We start from the raw sequence: 18247 nt of genomic DNA, 5'->3' as shown, positions 1-18247 counted from the left end.
GGCGGGAACCGCTTCCACGCTTGGCGGCAACAAGCCGGCGTAACCAACACAAGGAAGCAAGAAGGGATATGCCGCGCCCGTTCGCTCCCTCGGGCGGGGCGGTGAGTACGGGGTTCAGTTGGGGCCGCTTGTCCCTTCTCCCCGCCTGCGGGGAGAAGGTTGCCGGCAGGCGGTTGAGGGGCTCATCGGGCCCGCAGTGTCAGGCCCACTCGCCTTTGCGCATGACGGGCACACGGGCGCCGTCCGCACGAACCCCGTCGATGTCCACCTCGCCCGAGCCGACCATCCAGTCGATATGGATCAGGCTCGAATTGCCGCCCTGGGCGCGGATCTGCTCCTGGCTGAGGCTCGCCCCGTCGAGGAAGCACTTCGAATAGCACTGGCCGAGCGCGATGTGGCAGGAGGCGTTCTCGTCGAAGAGGGTGTTGTAGAAGAGGATGCCGCTGGCCGAGATCGGAGAGGAATGGGGCACCAGCGCCACTTCGCCGAGCCTTCGGGCGCCCTCGTCGGTGTCGAGCACCTTGTTCAGCACCTCCTCGCCGCGTGACGCCCTGGCCTCGACGATGCGGCCGGCTTCGAAGCGCACCTGGATATTGTCGATCAGCGTGCCCTGATGGGAGAGCGGCTTCGTGCTCGACACATGGCCTTCGACGCGCAGCGCATGCGGCGTAGTGAAGACCTCTTCCGTCGGGATGTTCGGATTGCAGGTGATGCCGTTCTTGGCGACCGAGGCGCCGCCATGCCATTCGTGGCCGTCCGCCAGCCCGACGGTGAGGTCGGTGCCGGGGCCGGTGAAATGCAGCGCGGCGAAGCGCTCCTCGTTCAGCCAGGCCGAACGGCGGTGCAGATTGGCATTGTGCTCTTTCCAGGCGGCGATCGGATCGCCGACGTCGACGCGCGAGGCGGCGAAGATGGCATTTGCCAGCTTTTCCACGGCAACCGCCTCGGGATCGTCAGGGAACATCTGCTTCGCCCAGGAGGGGTTCGGATAGGAGACGATGTTCCAGTTGATGTCGAAGTTGGAGATCTTCTCGAGCGCCGGCTTGTAGGCGATCGAGTTCGCCTTGTTGGCGCGGGCGACCTTCGCCGGATCCTGAGCCGAAAGCAGCATCGGGTTGTCGCCGGCGATGGCGAGGCGCGCAGCACCTCCCGCATAGGCCTTGGCCATGCCCTCGTAAAGCCAGTCGCTGGCGCGGTCGAAACTCTCGTCCGGCGCATGGGCATAGCGGGCAAGCGTCGCTTCCTCGTCGGCATAGAAGGTCGTCACCAGTCCGGCGCCTGCCATATAGGCGTGCTTGGTGATGAGGCGCACGAGCGGCAGCGCCGCGATCGGCGCGGTCATGACCAGGTCCTGGCCCTTCTGCAATTGCAGACCGACCTTGATGGCGACCTCGGCGAGCTTTTCGAGCTTGACCGGATCGACGGGGTTCTTTGCGGATTGGAGTGGGGCGTTCATGGCGGCTCCTGCGCGTCTTTTCGGATGTCAGCGGTTTTAGACCGGTTCCGCCGAAAACAGAAGCTCCTTCAGGCAGCCACCCTTTCCGTCTTGAGCAGCGCTGCCTCGTGCTTCTCGAGGAAGGCCATCAGCCGCTGCGGGTAGTCCTCGCCGACCGCGGCTTTCACGCTCGGCCTCCCGGCCAGCGCCTCGCGCCAGGCGGTGACGCGCGGCAGGCCCTGAAAGACGCCGCTGTCGGAAATCGTGTCGAACACGTCGAAATAGCGGAAGATCGGTGCGAAGACCGCGTCGACAAGGCTGAAGGCGCCGCCTGCAAAATAGGGACCGCCGCCGAGCTCCGCCTCGACGGTCGCGAATTTCGTCTTGAGCACGTTTCGCTTGGCTTCGAGCGTGCCTGCGTCCTGCGTTGTTTCGTAGACCCAGAGGTCGGAGAGGATTGCGGAGCCGAACTCCATCCAGCCGCGATGGCGTGCCCGCGCCAGCGGATCGGCGGGGTGCAGCTTCGGTCCGGACTGTGTTTCCTCCAGATATTCGCAGATGACAGTGCTCTCGAAGAGGATCGCTTCGCCGCGATCCTGTGAAATGCGGAGCAGCGGCACCTTGCCGAGAGGCGAGATATTCAGGAACCAGTCGGGCTTGTTGGCGAGATCGATATCGACGCGCTCGAAGGGTACGCCTTTTTCGTGCAGCGCGATCGCAGCGCGTTGCACATAGGGGCAGAGATGGTGGCTGATCAGGGTGAGCTGCGCCGTCATGGTCGTCTCCTGTCTGTATTTAGATGCATCTGCATATAACGCAGCTTGCCAAACGCGTCAATATAGATGTAATTGCATCTATGAGCGTGAAAAGGACGGATAGCAGCGAGCCGACCGCGGCCGCGACGGGGGCATGGATCGGTCTGATGCGGGCGCAGCGACGCGCGCTTTCGGCCATCGAAAGGGACTTCAAGGCGGCGGGCCTGCCGCCGCTTGGCTGGTACGACGTGCTGTGGGAGCTCGTGAAGGCCGAAGGCGGCCGTTTGCGCCCCTTCGAGATCGAAGCCCGCACGCTGCTTGCCCAATACAACCTGTCCCGCCTGATCGACCGGCTGGAGAAGGAAGGCCTCGTGCAGCGAGAGGCATTCGACGAGGACGCGCGCGGCTGCTGGGTCGTCGTCACTGGGAAGGGCCGTGCGATGCGGGAGCGCATGTGGCAGACCTATGGGCCGTCGATCGCGCGTCACGTCGGCGCAAAGCTCGGCGAAGAAGAGGCAGGCGCGCTTGCCTCTCTGCTTTCAAGGCTCGGCTGACACCCAGATCACGATGTCTTTAGGTCGGGTCGACCTAAAGACGTGACCGCGATCGATTCCAAGAAGTTGAGACGCGGGATGCGGGCGGAAAACCGCACACACTTTTCCTCATCCCGCACTCGTCCTTTTTAAAGAAATCAGGCGATCAGAGATGCGGCAACCGCACGCAATGCGGCTTGCGCATCCTTGGGCGCAAGCCGCACCTGCAGGCCGCGCTGCCCGCCATTGATGAAAACCAGCGCTTCGGCAAGAGCCGCTTCCTCTATCGCAGTCGGGACCGTCTTTCTTTGCCCGAAAGGGCTGATGCCGCCGACGTGATAGCCGGTGAGCCGCTCGGCGTCCGCCGGTTTCATCATGCTCGCCGACTTGCCGCCGAAGGCTGCGGCGAGCTTCTTCATGCTCACCTCCCGGTCCGAAGGCACGATGCAGCAGACCGGCTTGCCGTCCACCTCGGCCATCAGCGTCTTCAGCACACGGGAAGGGTCCTCGCCGAGCGCCTCCGCCGCCTGCAGTCCGACGCGTTCGGCGCCGGGATCGTAGTCATAGCTGTGAACGGTGAAAATGACGCCGGCCTTTGCGAGGGCCTGCGTCGCCCGGGTTGTCTTCGACATGGTCTACGCCCCGAATTCGGCTTCGTAGAGTTCCGGCTTGAAGCCGACGAGCAGCTTGCCGTGGGCCTCGAGCACCGGGCGCTTGATCATCGACGGCTGCTCGAGCATCAGCGCGATCGCCTTGTCGGCCGTCAGGTCCCGCTTGTCGGCCTCATCCAGCTTACGGAAGGTGGTGCCCGAGCGGTTGAGTAGCGTCTCCCAACCGAGTTCGGCGCACCAGCGCTCGAGTCGCGCACGATCGACGCCTTCCGCCTTGTAGTCTTGGAAATCGTAGGAAGTGCCGCGGCTGTCGAGCCAGTTCCGGGCCTTCTTCATCGTGTCGCAGTTCTTGATGCCGTAGATCGTAACCGTCATGCCGAATCTTCCCGCTCTTCCAGATGCGGGAAGACATAGCCGGGCGCCGCGCGTCGGAAAAGGCCTGGAGACAGGACAGGAGCGGGATGAGGAAAAGTGTGTGCGGTTTTCCGCCCGCATCCCGCTCGAACCTATCGGAACCGGTCACGTTCATGCTTTTAGGTCGACCCGGCCTAAAAGCATCATGATCTAGAGATCAGAGACTGGTGACCTTGCCGGCAACCTCGGCGGCTTCCGCCGTCTTCAGCCCGGCGATGTTGATGCGGCCGGATGCCGGCATATAGATGCCGTGCTCGGTCCTGAGCCGCATTACCTCCGCTTCGGAAAGCGGCAGCATGGAGAACATGCCCTCCTGATCGGCGACTGCGTCGAGGCTCTGCCAGCGGGTGCGGAGTCCCTCGGCAAGCGACCGCCGGAGGCCCGTCATCCTGAGCCGCATCGTCTCGAGCTCCTCCGCCCAGTCGCGCCTGAGTTCCGGGTCGTCAAGGATCGTCCGCACGACGGCTGCGCCGTGATCCGGCGGCATGGAATAGCTGGTGCGGGCGAGGCCCGCGAGGTTTGAGCGCACCCTGTCCGCCGAGGCAGACGAGCTGGTCCGCGCGAAGATCGCGCCCGTGCGCTCGCGATAAAGCCCGAAGGACTTCGAGCAGGAAACCGCGACGAGCGCTTCCGGGACCACGCCGAGAAGATGCCGGAGGCCCGCGACATCCTGGTCGAGGCCGCGGCCGAACCCCTGATAGGCGAGATCGACGAGCGGCAGCAGGCCGCGCTCGGCCACCAGCGCGGCGATCTCCATCCATTGCGCTTCGCTCAGGACTCCGCCGGTCGGGTTGTGGCAGCTTGCATGCAGCAGCACCGCATCGCCGGGCGCAGCACCTTCCAGCGCGCTCACCAGGTTATCGAAGATGACCGACTGCGACGGAATGTCGAAGAAGTCGTAGGTGGCGATATCGAGCCCGGCCGCCTTGAAGATCGGCGCGTGGTTCGGCCAGCTCGGCAGCCCGAGCCAGATGCCTCGGCCGCCCATGCGCGCGATGAGGTCCGCCGCCAAACGGAGCGCGCCGGAGCCGCCGGGCGTCTGGACGCCCGCAACATGGCTCCGCTCGATCGTGTCGCCGCCGACGAGTTCCCAGAGCCGATCGAGAAAGACGAGGTCCCCTTCGGGGCCGATATAGGCCTTGCTGTCCTGTGTTTCGAGAAGCCGCTTTTCCGCCGCCTTGACGGCCCGGAAGATCGGCGTGCGTCCGGTCTCGTCGCGATAGACTCCGACGCCGAGATCGACCTTTCCGGGGCGCTCATCCTTCCTGAACAGGCCGATCAGGGCCAGCAAGGGATCGTCGGCTTGGCGGGCGAGGGCGTCGAACATCCGGTATTCCTTGTGGAGCAGTGGATCGGATCATAGTCGTTTCCCCCAGCCGGAAAGGCAAGCGGGTTCCGCGCCGCGACCGGTCGAAACGACAGCCTCAGGCCTCCAGCGTCCCCGGCTTTCGCGCCGCACGCGAAGGCTCGGCGCAGGCGATCTTCATCAGGTCGGACCGGCGGCGGGCGAGACGGGTGGAGACGCGCGTGACGATGAGCCCATTCTGCGGCGCCCGGACCTCGACGGTGCCCCCCGGAACGCCGGGCCTGACCAGGATGGTCGCCAGCAGTTCCCCGGCCTCGACGCTGTCGCCGATATTGCGGTGGAAGAGGATAGCACCGGCCTCCGGTGCGCGGATCATCTCGATATTGTCGAGCGGCACGGCCTTGCCGGCGAAAGCCGGAAGGCCGGCGCCGGTGCTCGCAACGACTCCGCGGCCGGCAAGAAAGCGAAACATGCCCTCGGAGTCCTTGCGCGCAATGTCCGGATAGACGTCGCGCGTGCCGCGCAGTTCCACGGTCACCGACAGGCGGCCGGGCAGGGCGGTCCTGCGCTCGCCTTCGCTCTCGTGCTTCCATGCATGGGCGACCGCCTCCTCGAAGGCTGAGCTTTGCCCGTCGGAGAGGAACACCGCCTCCATATCGAGGGCCGCGGCAAGGTCGGCGGCCTCCGGCCAGAAGGCCTCGTCGATATAGGCATATTGCAGCCCCTCGTCGTCGCAATGAAGATCGAGCACCAGCTCGGCGCCGAGCGCCATGTCGAGAAGGTGCCGCTTCAATCGATCGATGGCCGAATATCGGTCCGGCTCATCGAGCAGGCCGTCACGCTCGCCAAGGGAGATCAGCGGGAAGTCGCGGTTGAAGTTGGTGCGCGAGCCGAGATCGAAGCGGCCCTGCAGCTCGCCGAAATGCGCTTGCGCGGCGCCGATCGGATTTGCCTGCGGAACGATGGTGATATCGCCGAGAATAGCGCCGTCCTCATCCGCCTGGCGGAGCTTCTCAAGCAGGAAATGCAGAAGCGCGGTGCCCGGCAGTTCGTTGGCATGCAGCGCCGCCTGGATATAGGTGCGCGGCGCCGCAGCACTTGCCCCCTTGAACCGGAACACCGGCAGCCTCCATTCGACACCCGGGGTATCGCCGTCGATGATGATCTCGGAAATGTCCACTTCGTCTCGTCCTCAAATTCGGAAAACCGGTTATGAGGCTTGGCATCGTCGTCTTGCAAGCCCCGACAACGGCTGTAGGCCGTAGCTGCCGCCGATCTCAATCCTCTTCGACCGTCGGAAGGTCGAGAGCCGAGCGCAGCACGCCGACGCCGCGCTTGTAGAGCATCGCATATCGCGCCGGCGCCAGCAGATCGGCCCGGGGCGCAAATCCGGGGATGATCTGGTTGAAAGGAACCGCACCGCAACCGGGCGTGAAGCAATCGCGTTTGCCCTTGGGACACTCGTTGTAGCGGCAGAGGCGACCGAGATAGCGATCGCTTCCCGGCTCGAACAAAAAGGTATCGACCCTGTTGTCCGGAACACTCATACCGGCTCCGGCTTCGAATGCCTGGCGCAAGGAGCGGGCGCATGCCTTGCGCAGCTCGGCGAGCCGCTCTTGCGTGTCGAGCCAGAGCGCCATGTCGAGATCACCGCATTCGTGCCAGACCTCGATGCCGCTGCGGCGGAACTCCCTGAAGCGAGGGACCTCCTTCCAGAGCGGCTTTGCGACCGAGCCGATGACGGCGATCGCCTGAACTTCAGGGAACTCGGCCCACGCGCGGGCGACGATATCCGCCGCCAGTCGATAATCATGCTGCAGCTTGAGAAGATATCGATTCTGGCTGTCTATCTCGGAGCGCCGCACGGGTTCACCCTAAGAGCTTCATGAAATTGCGCTTGCGACCGCAGCGCGTCTTCAGCGATTCCACATAGATGGCTTGCTCGGCCGCGCCACGCAAGCCGCCGATGCGCGCGAGCAATCGAGCGGCTTCCTCGTGTCTCGGCGATGAACCGTTCGCATGCGGTGGCGATGTCGGCTTTGTCGTTATCGGATAGCGCTTTCACCCTCACCCATTTCCATTCCTGCTTTGCCATGGGCTCCTCTCCGGCGGCATCGGCGAAGCCAGACTATATAGTAGCGTTTCCGAGACAATGGCCGTCGCACGGATATCCTCAGCGAAGATCTGCTAAGAGCTGGATGAGGAAAAGTGCGCTGCTGGCAGCGGAAGTCCGCCTCGATCGCGGCGCGGGCGCGCTCAACGACTACGCCCGCACCAACGATCCCTTCACCAAGGTCGGCCAAGCAGCAGATCGCCGTGGACGTTACCAGCGTCATTCGCGCTTCGCCGATAGTTTCCGCGTCGCTGGCGGCGACATTCACTGGAATTCTTAAAGTCAGCACGCTATATGACTATCTACATGGTCAGGAGGGTGACGTGGACGCAGTCAATCTGGCGGATGCCAAGGCACATCTGAGTGAGCTTGTCGATCGGGTCGAGGCGGGGGATTCGATCGAAATCACCCGGCGCGGAAAGCCTGTCGCCCGGCTTACGGCCGTGGCCAGGCCGCGCAAGCGGATCGATGCAGCCCTGCTCCAGTCGCTTACGGCGACCATGCCGCTACAGTCCGGCAGCGCCGCCGATCTGGTGCGTTCGATGCGGGATGACGATCGCTACTGATGCTCTATCTGGACACGTCGATGATTGTCGCGGCCCTTTCCAACGAAGCGATGACGCCGCGTGTCCAGGGCTGGCTGGCGGAGCAGGATCCGGCTGAACTGCTGATAAGCGACTGGACCGTCACTGAGGTTTCCTCGGCCATGGCGATCAAGCTGCGGACCGGCCAGATCGACCTGGAGCAGCGCGCCGCGGCGCTTGCGATATTCAACAAGCTGGTCGCCGAGAGCTTGACCGTGCTGTCCGTGACGGGCGGACAGTTTCGGGCTGCCGCCAAGTTCGCCGATCAACACATGCTCGGGCTTCGCGCCGGCGATGCGCTGCATCTTGCCGTGGCGTCGGAGCATGGCGCTACGGTTCACACACTCGATCGTCGACTTGCCGAGGCGGGGCCAGCGCTCGGCGTTCCGACGCGACTTATGGTTTGATCGCGACTGACTGCCGGGAGCCTCTTATCTCACTCCCACTCGATCGTGCCCGGCGGCTTCGACGTGACGTCGTAGACGACGCGGTTGATGCCGCGGACCTCGTTGATGATGCGGGTGGCGGCGCGGCCGAGGAATTCCATGTCGTAGTGGTAGAAATCCGCGGTCATGCCGTCGACGGAGGTGACGGCGCGCAGCGCGCAGACGAATTCGTAGGTGCGCCCGTCGCCCATGACGCCGACCGTCTGCACGGGAAGCAGCACGGCGAAGGCCTGCCAGATGGCGTCGTAGAGGCCGGCCTTGCGGATCTCGTCGAGATAGATCGCATCGGCTTCGCGCAGGATTTCCAGCTTCTCGCGCGTGATGCCGCCGGGGCAGCGGATCGCGAGGCCGGGGCCGGGGAAGGGATGGCGGCCGATGAAGCTTTCGGGCAGGCCGAGTTCGCGGCCGAGCACCCGGACTTCGTCCTTGAAGAGCTCGCGCAGCGGCTCGACGAGCTGCATGTTCATGCGCTCCGGCAGGCCGCCGACATTGTGGTGCGACTTGATCGTCACCGAGGGGCCGCCGGTGAAGGAGACGCTTTCGATGACGTCAGGATAGAGCGTGCCCTGGGCGAGGAAATCGGCGCCGCCGAGCTTCTTGGCCTCTTCCTCGAAGACCTCGATGAAGAGACGGCCGATGATCTTGCGTTTGGTCTCCGGATCGCTGACGCCTTCGAGCTCGCCGATGAAGCGATCGGAAGCGTCGATATGGAGCAGATGGAGGTTATAGTGCTCCTTGAACATGGCGACGACGTTCGCCGCCTCGTCCTTGCGCATCAGACCATGGTCGACGAGGATGCAGGTAAGCTGATCCCCGACCGCTTCGTGGATGAGGAGGGCCGCCACGGATGAATCGACGCCGCCGGAAAGCGCGCAGATCACCTTCTTGTCGCCGACCTGCTTGCGGATCGCCTCGACCGCCTTGGCGCGATAGGCCGACATGGTCCAATCGCCGGTAATGCCGGCGATCTTGTGGACGAAGTTGGCGATGAGCTTCGCGCCGTCAGGCGTATGCACCACTTCCGGGTGGAACTGGACGGCATAGTACTTGCGCTTTTCATCGGCGATGAAGGCGAAGGGCGCATTGGACGAGGTGGCGACGACTTCGAAGCCCTCGGGCAATGCGGTAACCCGGTCGCCATGCGACATCCACACCTGGTGGCGCGAACCGAGCGACCAGAGGCCGTCGAAGAGCGGGCAATCCTTTTCGACCTCGAGGAAGGCCCGGCCGAATTCCCGGTGATGGCCGCTCTCGACCTTGCCGCCGAGCTGGGCGCACATGGTCTGCTGGCCGTAGCAGATGCCGAAGACCGGCAGGCCGCTGTCGAAGATGACGGACGGCGCGCGGGGCGAGCCGGTATCCAGCGTCGAGGCCGGGCTGCCGGACAGGATCACCGCCTTCGGCTTCAGACGATGGAAGCCTTCCTCGGCCGACTGGAACGGCACGATCTCGCAATAGACGCCGGATTCGCGCACGCGCCGGGCGATGAGCTGCGTCACCTGGCTGCCGAAATCGACGATGAGGACGGTATCGGGATGGGCTGTCTGGGTCATAGCGGGCCTTCAAGCAAGCTTGATCATGGCGAGCCTTTAATGAAAGCCCGCTGCCGGCGCAACGATAACATTGCACCCGGACAATCAAGCATCCGCTACAGAACGCTCAGAGCTGGATCTCGCCTTTCTCCAGCGCCGCCTCCATCTGGTCGACGGCGGCCGCAAGCTTCTCGTCGATGACGTGCAGATACTCGGTCCAGTCGCCGACATGCTTCAGTTCCGCCTTGCCGTCCGAGATGCCGCGGAGCCCTATGAGCGGAACGCCGAAAGCCTGGCAGGCGCGCAGGACTGCGAAGGTCTCCATCTCGACCATGTCGGCGTCGATCTGCTCATAGGCGTTGCCGGAGACGATATCGGCGCCCGTCGAAAGCCGGGCCTTCCTAACGCCGGGAATGCTGAGCGGCAGTTTGACGACCGCCGGCAGATCGAGGAAGGGCGTTGCGCCCTTCTCGAAGCCGAGCGGAGAGGCATCCATGTCGCGATAGGCGACGGAGATCGCCTGGTAGACTTCGGTCTGTTCGAGCGTCGCGGAGCCGGCCGAGCCGAGCGACACGACGAGGTCCGGCAGGCTGCCTTTCGCGTCGAACTCCGCAAGCGCCCGGGTCAGGCTTACGGCCGCTTCGACCGGTCCGACGCCCGTCATCAGCGGCGCGATCCGGCCACGGAGGCAAGGGCCGTACTCCGCATCCACGGCCATCACATAGAGGATGTTTCTCCCCGCTACGGCCTTCAGCTCGAAACTCATCCTTCGATACCCTCGCGTCCGCGCACCACCATCATCGTTCCGGTCATCGAGGCGATGAGCTTGGCGGGTCCGTCGGACCTGACCGCATAGGCCCGCCCGTCGGAAACGATGATGGTCGTGCCGGGCTTCGTCACCTCGCCGCGAAACAGGAACCGCTCGCCGCGTCCGGGCGAGAGAAGATTGACCTTGAACTCGATCGTCAGCAGCGATGCCTCGGGGTCGATCACCGAATAGCCGGCATAGGTCCCCGCCGCATCGAGCGCGGCGGAAATCACACCGGCATGGAGAAGGCCGTGTTGCTGCGTCAGCTTGGCATCGAAGGGCAGCTCGATCTCGACCGTTCCCGGCTCGACGCGCGTGAGCTCGGCCCCGATCGTGCGCATGGCGGCCTGTCGCCTGAAGCTTTCCCGGATGCGCTTCTTGAAGTCGGGGGGATCGCTCTCATCCATCGGTCGGCCGGCCTTGATTTCCTCGGAGCACCACTGTGCGAGTTTTCCGGACACTGGCATGCCGGTTGCAGCGCGGCAAGCGTAATTCAAACGCACCGGGGGAGATCATTTCCAGCCGTTCATGGTTTTGCGGCGAAGCGGCGACACCTATATGTTGCCTATGAAGAGCTTCCGGCGCATCGAAATCCGGCCGGCCGTTCCCGACGATCTCATGATGATCGCTTCGGTCCTGGTCAGTACCTGGCGTGCGACGTTTCGCGGCATCATCGCGGATGCCTATCTCGACGCCATGACCGTTGAGGATCAGGCCATCCGGCACGCGCGGCGCATGCGCTTTCCGGGCTCCTTCATGATGGCCGCCGCCGACATGGCCGAAGGGCGGGTGATCGGCTTTGCCAATTACGGCAAGGCCAGGGGCATGCCGCCCGCTTTCGATCGGGAACTCTACGAGCTCTATCTCCTGCCGGAGTTCCATGGCGCCGGGCTCGGTTCCGCCCTGGTGCGCAGCGTCGCCGCCCATTGCCGCGAGACGGGGGGCACGTCGCTCTTCGCCTGGGTGCTGAAAGACAACCCCAACAGGGCCTTCTACGAGCGGCTCGGTGCCCGCGCGGTGGGCGAGGGCCGGGTCGGCGTCGGCAGAGAAAGCCTGGATCAGGTTGCCTATCGCTGGGATGATCTCGTGACGCTCTCGGACTTCGGTGCGTCGACCTGATCGCCGAGCCGGACGATGTGCTGGTCCCAGGCGACGGCACTCACGCGCTTCTCGAACCGGCCGCCATAGGTGGAGACGGCAAAACCGTGCTTCGCCGCGGCAACGCCTGCTGCGTCCGTTACCTGTTCCTCCCTGAGGACGGCGCCCGTTTTCGTGTCCAGGGTGACGGCGACGTTGCCCTTGGGAGAGGTGAGGCCGACCAGTCCGTCGCGGCGGTTGACCGCGATGGCACCGACATAATTGGCGAGCGCCGCCGTGGTGCGTTCCGGCAGACCGACGAAGGTCAGGTCCTCGCCCTTGGCGAAGTGCCCGACCAGCGGCGGAAGGTCGTTGCGCGCGCCCTCGTATTGGCAGGCGAACCAGACACGGCCGTCAGCGCCGATGTCGACATGGCGGGTCGAAAGGCGGTTGAGATCAGGCGGCAGCACATGCTTCTCGATGAGCGCCCCCGTCGCGGCGTCTACGAGGGCGAGGCTCGGCTCCATGCGGTCGAGATTGAGCTTGGTGCGGCCGAAATCCGGGTGGGTCTCGATGCCGCCATTGGCGATTGCGAGGGTGCGTCCGTCGGCGGCCAACGTCATGTCGTGGGGGCCGATACCGTAAGTCGGGAATTCGCCGATCCGGGCAAAACCCCGGCGGCCGTCATAGATGCCGACCATGCCGCGATTGGCGGAGAAGTCGTTTTCGGTCGCATAGAGCAGACGGCCGTCGGCCGAGAAGCAGCCGTGCCCGAAGAAGTGGCGGCCCTCGGCGGAGGTGATGACGACCGGCTCGGCGGTGCCGTCCGGCGCAAAGATCATGGCATAGGTGCCCGGCCGCCGGGCAAAGGCGACCGCCCGCCGGCTTGCCGGGGAGAAGGTCATGCCGTGCGCACGCGCCGGCAGCAGCCTGCGCTCCACGATCTCGCCCGCTTCCGTGAGCGTCGCGACCCCGTAGCTGCCATCCGGCGCCATGAAGGCCGAGGCGAAGACGGCATCGGCCCTTTGGGCGAAGGCGCCCCGGGGGGAAAGCGCCGCCGCCCAGGCGGCACCCGCCATTTTAACGAAGCTGCGGCGGTCGATGAGGGTATTGGTCTTCATGCGATTTCCTGCAACGGGCGGAGACGAGGGAACCCCCAACCCCTCCCCACAAGGGCCACAAGGGGGAGGGGCTTTGCCCCGCGGCGACCCCAGCCATTTTCCCTCCTCGCGCTTGGCGCGACGGATTGGTGGATCGGGGCGGGGTGGCCTTGCCGGCCCCTCCCCCTTGTGGGGAGGGGTTGGGGAGGGGCCTTTTGACCTTAGGCTCGACCTCCACCTTACAGCCAACCTCGGCGTTTGAAATAGACATACGGCAACAGGGCCGAGGCGATCATCAGTATCAGCGCATAGGGATAGCCGAACCGCCAGGTGAGTTCCGGCATCACCTCGAAGTTCATCCCGTAGATCGAGGCGACGAGCGTCGGCGGCAGGAACACGACGGCGGCGACCGAAAAGATCTTGATGATCTGGTTCTGCTCGAGGTTGATGAGCCCCAGCGTCGCGTCGAGCAGGAAATTGATCTTGTTCGACAGGAACAGCGCGTGGTCTCCAAGGGATGCCGCGTCGCGCTGAACGAGCTTTATCCGCTGCCGGCTCTCCTTGGCCGCCTTGCGGGGCGTGCTCCCTTCGATGGCGACGTGATAGGCGACGAGCCTGCCAATGCTGACGAGGCTTTCGCGGATGACGGTCAACAGGTCGCCCTTCTGGCCGATCTGCTCGATCAGCGACTGCAGGTCGCGCGTCTTCTTGGTGGCGCTGGCGTTCGACTTGCGGAAGACCTCCCGCGAGATCTGATCGACGTCGTTGCCGGCGCGCTCCAGGGCATCGGCCGTACGGTCGATCATCGCCTCCAGCAGGCCGAGCATCACGAGCTCTCCCGTCTCGCAAGCCGCGCCGTTCGGCTTCATGATGCGGTTGGCATAGACCTGGAAGGGCTTCGGTTCCGCGTGGCGGACGGTCACGAGTGTCGCGCCTTTGAGGATGAAGGTGACGGGCACCTTGGCCGGGTAATCGCTGTCGAGCTTGGCGGTCGCCGTCATCGTCATGAACTCGGCGCCGTCCTCCTGGTACAGTCGGTCGGAAAGTTCGATTTCCTGCATCTCGTCACGGGTCGGGATGGCAATGCCGAGGCGCTCCTCGACAAGTCGCGTTTCCTCGCTCGACGGGTTGAAGAGATCGAACCAGATCACCGGTTCCTGGCATGCCAGGCCGTCGAGGAGGTCGACGAGCACAAGACGGCTGTTCTGGCTTTTGTAGATGCGCAGCATTTCAGGGCTCCATGGGGCCGAGTCATCCGACCGGCGGAGCCCTGATCAAATCAGGTCCGGACGGCCGTGAGCATGAAGGCTCGACTTCGACTGTCGGGGTTCATCTTGAGTTGATCCTTGTTGGTGAGACATGTCCGCGCGGGCGGCCATGGGTGCGCTTTGCTCCGAAATGCCCTGCTTGTCAACCATCGGGTTCCGCAGCGTTTTCACGTTCGCGTGTCAGTCGCCGTCGGCGAAGGAGAAACCGGCGCCAAGCCCGATCGAACCGCCGAATTCGCGATTGAGCCGGTCGAGCAGATCGGACGTGTTGAGCGCGATGAAATCGAGCGTGGCGCGCTGCCTCTCGTCGGCAAGCGCTGCGCCGACAGGCCCTTCGATCCGGTCGGCAGCGGCGATCAGAGCTTTGAAGAGGAAGTCGATCGAGCCCGCGATCGAACGGCTGTCAGCCGGCAGAAGGCGCTCCATGCCGGCCGTATCGAAGAGCCTGTGCAGGGCGCTGAAATTGGCGGAGATCGCCAACATCGTGTTGACCGAGCGCCAGTAGATCGCAAGCTTCGGATGGCCTTTGTCGGGCTTCCCGTCGACCGTTCCGGCGTAGAAGGGGCGCAGCCTCTGATCCTTTATCATCTCGACGCTGTGCACGAGGACGCCCAAAAGCGCGGTCGCGGCTTCCTTGTTGTCGCGAAAGAGCGGATTGCCCGGGCCTGGCTCCTTCCAGGCGGCCTGGACACCGTCCGGCTTTTCCCATTCCGCAAGGAACTCGCCTGCAATGCTCCTCAGGTTTTCCGAGACGGCAAGCCCATAGCGGCAGCGAAAGCCGCCGTTTTCGCCGGAGAGGGCTTCCGCCCCGGTGCCGTAGAGCACGAATTCGAGCGCCCCGAGCCCCTGGACCGCGACGCTCTTCCCCTTGAGATTTTCCGCCCTGGCGGCGCTCTCGTCTTTATTGGCGAGGATTGCCTGCACCTGCTTCAAGCCCGTGCTTTTCCGGTCGGGATAGAAGAGGAAGCGTTCGAAACGATTCTGCTCGAGGGCCGGACCGAGGCGGATGATCTCGATTGTGGACCACGTCTCGACGACGTCGGAGAAGGCCGACCGCGCGGCTTCGAGCGCGGCCTCGGAAGGTGACTTGCAGAGCGCGGCGCTCGCTTCGGAGAGGGCGTTCGTCGCCTGCGCGAGATCGCGATAGCCGGGAATGATGAAGCCGTCCACAGCCTGCGTCATCACGCTCGGCACGGCCGCCTCCTCGACGACGCGCGGGGAAAGCGCACCGCCTTCCTGCGCCGCCGCGGGGGCACCCAGGAATATCAGGCCAAGGGCGAGGGGAAGGCTCGCGAAGGGAAGGCGCATCAGAGGGACTCCAGGAATGTGATCAGGGCTTTGCGGTCGTCCTTCGGCATGGCGGCGAAGGCATTGCGTGCCTTCGCCGCTTCGCCGCCGTGCCAGAGTATGGCTTCGGCCAGATTTCGGGCGCGTCCGTCATGGAGAAGGAAGCTGTGCCCACTGACGGTCTTGGTCAAGCCTATGCCCCAAAGCGGGGGTGTGCGCCATTCGCGGCCACTGGCCTCGCCGACCTGCTGGCCGTCGGCGAGGCCTTCGCCCATGTCGTGCAGGAGGAAGTCGGAATAGGGCCAGATGAGCTGAAACGCCTGCGCCTGGTGCGTGGCGTCGCGGCGGGTCACGAATTTAGGTGCGTGGCAGGCGGCGCAGCCGGCGTCATGGAAGAGCCGTTTGCCCCTCAAGGTTTCCGGAAATCTCGCCTTGCGGCGAGCAGGCACGGCAAGATTGGAGGAATAGAACGTCACGAGGCCGAGCACCGGGTCGGGCGCTTCGACCGCTCCGAGCCGCGGCTGCACGCCGTCCGGCAGATCGAGGCAGCCCGTCTGGGCAGCCGTGCAATCGCCATGACTGCGGTCGAGATCGGAGGTGGAGATGCCGATATCGACGGCAAAGGCATCGGCGACCTGCTGGCGCACGGACGGGTTCTGCGCTTTCCAGCCGAAGCGGCCGAGGGTGACGAGGCCGGTCCGGCGCTCGCGCACGAGGGCCGGCCGTCCGCTGATGCCGTCGCCGTCGCGATCCTCCGGATCGGCGCGCGCCAGAATGTCGGCCTCGTGGATGGCCTCGATGAGACCGATGCCGATCATCGGCGAGGCGACGCGCGGCGACAGCGTCGTGGCCGCATCGAGCGGTCCGTAACCGGGATCGGCGATCGCGTAATGCGGCTTGCGGAGCGGGACCGTTTCTCCGCCGGCAAGCGTCACCGGTTCTTCCGTATAGGTGATGTCGAGGCGTCCCTCGGCAGCAAGCCCCGGCACGGCGCTGTCCTGAAGCTGAGCACCATAGACCGGGTCGGGAAAGTTGAGCCGTGCATGGGAGGCGAACTCCGCGCGCTCGGCATCGTCGCGCGGGGCACGGGCGAGCCGAAAGAGCATCGACGTCGCGTGGACGGCCCCCTCGGGCGGGCGGCCGCGTCCGTCGCGGGCATGACAGCTCTCGCAGGCCCTCGCATTGTAGAGCGGCCCAAGCCCGTCCGAGGCCTGCGTGGACGACGGCGAGGAGACCCAGAGTTTTTCGAAGAGCGCCTTGCCGAGGTGGAAATCCTGCTCGTCCTCGAAAGGGAGATTGGCGGAGGCGTGCGAAAAGGCCCTCCGGTCGGGAGGTGCAGGCGTCGTCGCAGCGCCGCCCGGCATCGACTCGAATGGCTCAGGTCTGGAAAAATCGGTGGTTGGGCGCGTGACCGTCAGGACGCGCTCGAGGTCATGGGCGGAAAGGTCGTCGCGAACAGGCGCGCACCCGACACCCGCCCGTTCCGCGATACCGCCATCGCGCGACGCCGCGGGGGCGAAGCCAATGAGCGCGGCAACGGTTAGCGCTAGAATGCGGGCGATCGTTCTCATCGAGGGAGGCCGGGCCGCCACCTGTCCGTCGCGGCCCGCCTTTTCAGCTTATTGGAAGACGGCGCCAGGATTATCCAGGCTGTCGGAACCTTCAAGTTCCACCGTGCCGAGATCGAGCGCGGCGATGACGCGTTCGACGGTCTTCGCCTGGGCGATCAGCCCGTCGATCGCCGCCTGAACCGTCGCATTGCCCTCGGCGTTGCCCTCGCCGATCATCTGGTCGTAGGCTTCGCCCGTTTCTGCGCGTTTGGCCATCACCTGCATCTTCTCGACCGTTGTGGCGAGACCATCCTTCATTTCCTTGTCGAGGGCCGCGTCCTTGGCCGCGACGAGCTCGGAAAGCGAAGGGCCGGTAAGCTTGCTGCCGTCGACGCGGGTATATTCGCCGCTATAGGCCGACTGGATGCCGATCGCGTCGTGCAGGTGCGAGTTGTGGGTATTGTCGGAGAAGCAGTCGTGCTCCTCTTCCGGATCGTGGAGGAGCAGGCCGAGCTTCATGCGCTCGCCCGCGAGTTCGCCATAGGAGAGCGAGCCCATGCCGGTAAGGATCGCCACGAGGCCGGCCTTCGGATCCGCCTCGACCGCCTTGGTCGCAGCGCCGTCCGGCGTCCAGTTCGCGACCATCTCCTCGAGGTCGGAGACGAGCAGGCTCGTCGCTGCCTTCAGATAGGCGGCGCGGCGGTCGCAATTGCCGTTGGTGCAGGCCTTGGTGTCGAAATCCGTGTAGGGCCGGTTGCCGGCGCCCGGGCCCGTTCCGTTCAGATCCTGCCCCCACAACAGGAATTCGATCGCGTGATAGCCGGTCGCGACATTCGCCTCGATGCCGCCTGCCTCCTGCAGCGTGCCGGAGAGGAGCTCCGGCGTGATGTTCGTGGCATCGACATCCTGTCCGTCGACCTTGATCGTCTTGTTGGCGATCACATTGGCGGTGAAGAGGGCGTTCTCATCGCTCTCGCTGCCGTAGCTGGCGTCGACATAGTCGATGAGGCCCTCATCCAGCGGCCAGGCATTCACCTTGCCTTCCCATTCGTCGACGATCGTGTTGCCGAAGCGATAGACTTCGGTTTCCTGATAGGGGTTGCGTGCCCTCAGCCAGGCCTCCCGCGCGGCCTTCAAGGTCTCCTCGCTCGGGCCTGCGATCAGTGCATCCACGGCCTTTTCCAGCGCTTCTGCCGTGGCCAGTGCATCTTCGTATTTGGCGTGCGCAACGGCCGCGTAATGCTTGACGACCGCGGCTGCGTCCGTCGCCGCATTCGCCGGCTGCAACGCCAGCGCCGATGTCGCCGTCATGAGCGCCAGCGCTGCGGCGCGGATGAAATTCTTGGACATGACCCTCTCCTTGTTGCTCGTCGATAGAGCGTACAGCTCCAACCCCGTGAAAAGCGCAAGAGTCATGGACCAAAAGTA

19 protein-coding genes and 2 pseudogenes are annotated in these 18247 nt (G+C 64.7%); 5 read left to right on the top strand and 16 right to left on the bottom strand.

Annotated elements, in window-relative coordinates; all coding sequences use genetic code 11:
* Positions 1-199 precede the first annotated feature (199 nt).
* A complete protein-coding gene (locus tag M1D43_RS11990; protein ID WP_153314272.1) occupies positions 200-1456 on the bottom strand; it encodes an aminopeptidase in 1257 nt (418 codons plus the stop codon).
* Positions 1457-1524: 68 nt separating this feature from the next.
* Positions 1525-2211, bottom strand: a complete 687-nt coding sequence (locus M1D43_RS11985; RefSeq protein ID WP_153314274.1) for a glutathione S-transferase family protein — start codon at positions 2209-2211, stop codon at positions 1525-1527.
* An 80-nt stretch (positions 2212-2291) separates the two neighbouring features.
* Between M1D43_RS11985 and M1D43_RS11980 the strand changes: the two genes are divergently transcribed.
* Positions 2292-2744 carry a MarR family winged helix-turn-helix transcriptional regulator gene (locus M1D43_RS11980; RefSeq protein ID WP_164819204.1) on the top strand — a complete coding sequence of 151 codons (453 nt, stop codon included), beginning with the start codon at positions 2292-2294 and terminating at the stop codon, positions 2742-2744.
* A 137-nt stretch (positions 2745-2881) separates the two neighbouring features.
* Here M1D43_RS11980 and ybaK read toward each other — a convergent pair whose 3' ends face one another.
* The 6 genes and pseudogenes from ybaK to M1D43_RS11950 form a co-directional block, all read right to left on the bottom strand.
* The gene (gene ybaK, locus M1D43_RS11975; protein ID WP_004435416.1) at positions 2882-3355 is read right to left on the bottom strand and encodes a Cys-tRNA(Pro) deacylase; all 474 of its coding nucleotides are present in this window, start codon (positions 3353-3355) and stop codon (positions 2882-2884) included.
* Positions 3356-3358: 3 nt separating this feature from the next.
* Positions 3359-3709 (bottom strand): ArsC family reductase, encoded by a 351-nt coding sequence (locus tag M1D43_RS11970; RefSeq protein ID WP_153314276.1) that lies wholly within the window; start codon positions 3707-3709, stop codon positions 3359-3361.
* Positions 3710-3905: 196 nt separating this feature from the next.
* Positions 3906-5075, bottom strand: coding sequence for a tyrosine aminotransferase (gene tatA, locus M1D43_RS11965; protein ID WP_153314280.1), 1170 nt, complete (start codon positions 5073-5075; stop codon positions 3906-3908).
* Positions 5076-5172: 97 nt separating this feature from the next.
* A complete protein-coding gene (locus tag M1D43_RS11960) occupies positions 5173-6234 on the bottom strand; it encodes a succinylglutamate desuccinylase/aspartoacylase family protein (protein ID WP_318853518.1) in 1062 nt (353 codons plus the stop codon).
* Between the two features lie 97 nt (positions 6235-6331).
* Positions 6332-6919, bottom strand: a complete 588-nt coding sequence (locus tag M1D43_RS11955) for a hypothetical protein (protein WP_028011540.1) — start codon at positions 6917-6919, stop codon at positions 6332-6334.
* Positions 6920-6923: 4 nt separating this feature from the next.
* Positions 6924-7149, bottom strand: a pseudogene (locus M1D43_RS11950) (hypothetical protein).
* Positions 7150-7252: 103 nt separating this feature from the next.
* Between M1D43_RS11950 and M1D43_RS11945 the strand changes: the two are divergent.
* The 3 genes and pseudogenes from M1D43_RS11945 to M1D43_RS11935 form a co-directional block, all read left to right on the top strand.
* A pseudogene (locus M1D43_RS11945) lies at positions 7253-7444 on the top strand (VirB8/TrbF family protein); the annotation flags it as partial.
* 46 nt (positions 7445-7490) lie between these two features.
* Positions 7491-7733 (top strand): type II toxin-antitoxin system Phd/YefM family antitoxin, encoded by a 243-nt coding sequence (locus M1D43_RS11940; protein WP_010968496.1) that lies wholly within the window; start codon positions 7491-7493, stop codon positions 7731-7733.
* Entirely contained in the window at positions 7733-8158 is a 426-nt protein-coding gene (locus tag M1D43_RS11935; RefSeq protein ID WP_003529815.1) for a type II toxin-antitoxin system VapC family toxin, read from the top strand. The genes M1D43_RS11940 and M1D43_RS11935 overlap by 1 nt, the downstream gene beginning before the upstream one ends.
* 29 nt (positions 8159-8187) lie before the next feature.
* Here the strand turns inward: M1D43_RS11935 and guaA are convergent, their stop codons facing one another.
* From guaA to M1D43_RS11920, 3 genes are all read right to left on the bottom strand, one after another.
* Positions 8188-9750: a glutamine-hydrolyzing GMP synthase gene (gene guaA / locus M1D43_RS11930; protein WP_010968497.1), complete on the bottom strand. Its 1563-nt coding sequence runs from the start codon at positions 9748-9750 to the stop codon at positions 8188-8190.
* Positions 9751-9856: 106 nt separating this feature from the next.
* Positions 9857-10495, bottom strand: a complete 639-nt coding sequence (locus tag M1D43_RS11925; protein WP_153314282.1) for a 5'-methylthioadenosine/S-adenosylhomocysteine nucleosidase — start codon at positions 10493-10495, stop codon at positions 9857-9859.
* Positions 10492-10944 (bottom strand): PaaI family thioesterase, encoded by a 453-nt coding sequence (locus M1D43_RS11920; protein WP_003529806.1) that lies wholly within the window; start codon positions 10942-10944, stop codon positions 10492-10494. Before M1D43_RS11920 ends, M1D43_RS11925 begins: the two co-directional genes overlap by 4 nt.
* A gap of 160 nt (positions 10945-11104) precedes the next feature.
* Here M1D43_RS11920 and M1D43_RS11915 point away from each other — a divergent pair, with 160 nt between their 5' ends.
* A complete protein-coding gene (locus M1D43_RS11915; protein ID WP_015445544.1) occupies positions 11105-11656 on the top strand; it encodes a GNAT family N-acetyltransferase in 552 nt (183 codons plus the stop codon).
* On the opposite strand, the gene M1D43_RS11910 is transcribed toward M1D43_RS11915, so the two are convergent.
* The 5 genes from M1D43_RS11910 to M1D43_RS11890 form a co-directional block, all read right to left on the bottom strand.
* Positions 11605-12735, bottom strand: a complete 1131-nt coding sequence (locus M1D43_RS11910) for a DUF1513 domain-containing protein (RefSeq protein WP_153314284.1) — start codon at positions 12733-12735, stop codon at positions 11605-11607. The two genes, M1D43_RS11915 and M1D43_RS11910, sit on opposite strands and share 52 nt — an antisense overlap.
* Positions 12736-12953: 218 nt before the next feature.
* A complete protein-coding gene (corA, locus tag M1D43_RS11905; RefSeq protein ID WP_010968502.1) occupies positions 12954-13943 on the bottom strand; it encodes a magnesium/cobalt transporter CorA in 990 nt (329 codons plus the stop codon).
* Positions 13944-14162: 219 nt separating this feature from the next.
* Positions 14163-15290 carry an imelysin family protein gene (locus M1D43_RS11900; RefSeq protein WP_153314286.1) on the bottom strand — a complete coding sequence of 376 codons (1128 nt, stop codon included), beginning with the start codon at positions 15288-15290 and terminating at the stop codon, positions 14163-14165.
* Positions 15290-16840 (bottom strand): di-heme oxidoreductase family protein, encoded by a 1551-nt coding sequence (locus M1D43_RS11895; RefSeq protein WP_153314288.1) that lies wholly within the window; start codon positions 16838-16840, stop codon positions 15290-15292. The genes M1D43_RS11900 and M1D43_RS11895 overlap by 1 nt, the downstream gene beginning before the upstream one ends.
* A 48-nt stretch (positions 16841-16888) precedes the next feature.
* The gene (locus M1D43_RS11890; protein WP_010968505.1) at positions 16889-18169 is read right to left on the bottom strand and encodes an imelysin family protein; all 1281 of its coding nucleotides are present in this window, start codon (positions 18167-18169) and stop codon (positions 16889-16891) included.
* Between the last annotated feature and the right edge of the window lie 78 nt (positions 18170-18247).

It is taken from the genome of Ensifer sp. R1-3 (assembly GCF_056739175.1).
Note: the sequence above shows the minus strand (reverse complement) of the source record. Positions and strands in the feature narration are given on the sequence as shown.

Coding starts and splice junctions, on each gene's coding strand:
- M1D43_RS11920 (WP_003529806.1), bottom strand. CDS start 10,944: ATGGATGAGAGCGATCCCCCCGACTTCAAGAAGCGCATCCGGGAAAGC.
- M1D43_RS11900 (WP_153314286.1), bottom strand. CDS start 15,290: ATGCGCCTTCCCTTCGCGAGCCTTCCCCTCGCCCTTGGCCTGATATTC.
- M1D43_RS11990 (WP_153314272.1), bottom strand. CDS start 1,456: ATGAACGCCCCACTCCAATCCGCAAAGAACCCCGTCGATCCGGTCAAG.
- M1D43_RS11935 (WP_003529815.1), top strand. CDS start 7,733: ATGCTCTATCTGGACACGTCGATGATTGTCGCGGCCCTTTCCAACGAA.
- M1D43_RS11925 (WP_153314282.1), bottom strand. CDS start 10,495: ATGAGTTTCGAGCTGAAGGCCGTAGCGGGGAGAAACATCCTCTATGTG.
- M1D43_RS11970 (WP_153314276.1), bottom strand. CDS start 3,709: ATGACGGTTACGATCTACGGCATCAAGAACTGCGACACGATGAAGAAG.
- tatA (WP_153314280.1), bottom strand. CDS start 5,075: ATGTTCGACGCCCTCGCCCGCCAAGCCGACGATCCCTTGCTGGCCCTG.
- M1D43_RS11890 (WP_010968505.1), bottom strand. CDS start 18,169: ATGTCCAAGAATTTCATCCGCGCCGCAGCGCTGGCGCTCATGACGGCG.
- corA (WP_010968502.1), bottom strand. CDS start 13,943: ATGCTGCGCATCTACAAAAGCCAGAACAGCCGTCTTGTGCTCGTCGAC.
- M1D43_RS11980 (WP_164819204.1), top strand. CDS start 2,292: ATGAGCGTGAAAAGGACGGATAGCAGCGAGCCGACCGCGGCCGCGACG.
- M1D43_RS11915 (WP_015445544.1), top strand. CDS start 11,105: ATGAAGAGCTTCCGGCGCATCGAAATCCGGCCGGCCGTTCCCGACGAT.
- guaA (WP_010968497.1), bottom strand. CDS start 9,750: ATGACCCAGACAGCCCATCCCGATACCGTCCTCATCGTCGATTTCGGC.
- M1D43_RS11910 (WP_153314284.1), bottom strand. CDS start 12,735: ATGAAGACCAATACCCTCATCGACCGCCGCAGCTTCGTTAAAATGGCG.
- ybaK (WP_004435416.1), bottom strand. CDS start 3,355: ATGTCGAAGACAACCCGGGCGACGCAGGCCCTCGCAAAGGCCGGCGTC.
- M1D43_RS11985 (WP_153314274.1), bottom strand. CDS start 2,211: ATGACGGCGCAGCTCACCCTGATCAGCCACCATCTCTGCCCCTATGTG.
- M1D43_RS11895 (WP_153314288.1), bottom strand. CDS start 16,840: ATGAGAACGATCGCCCGCATTCTAGCGCTAACCGTTGCCGCGCTCATT.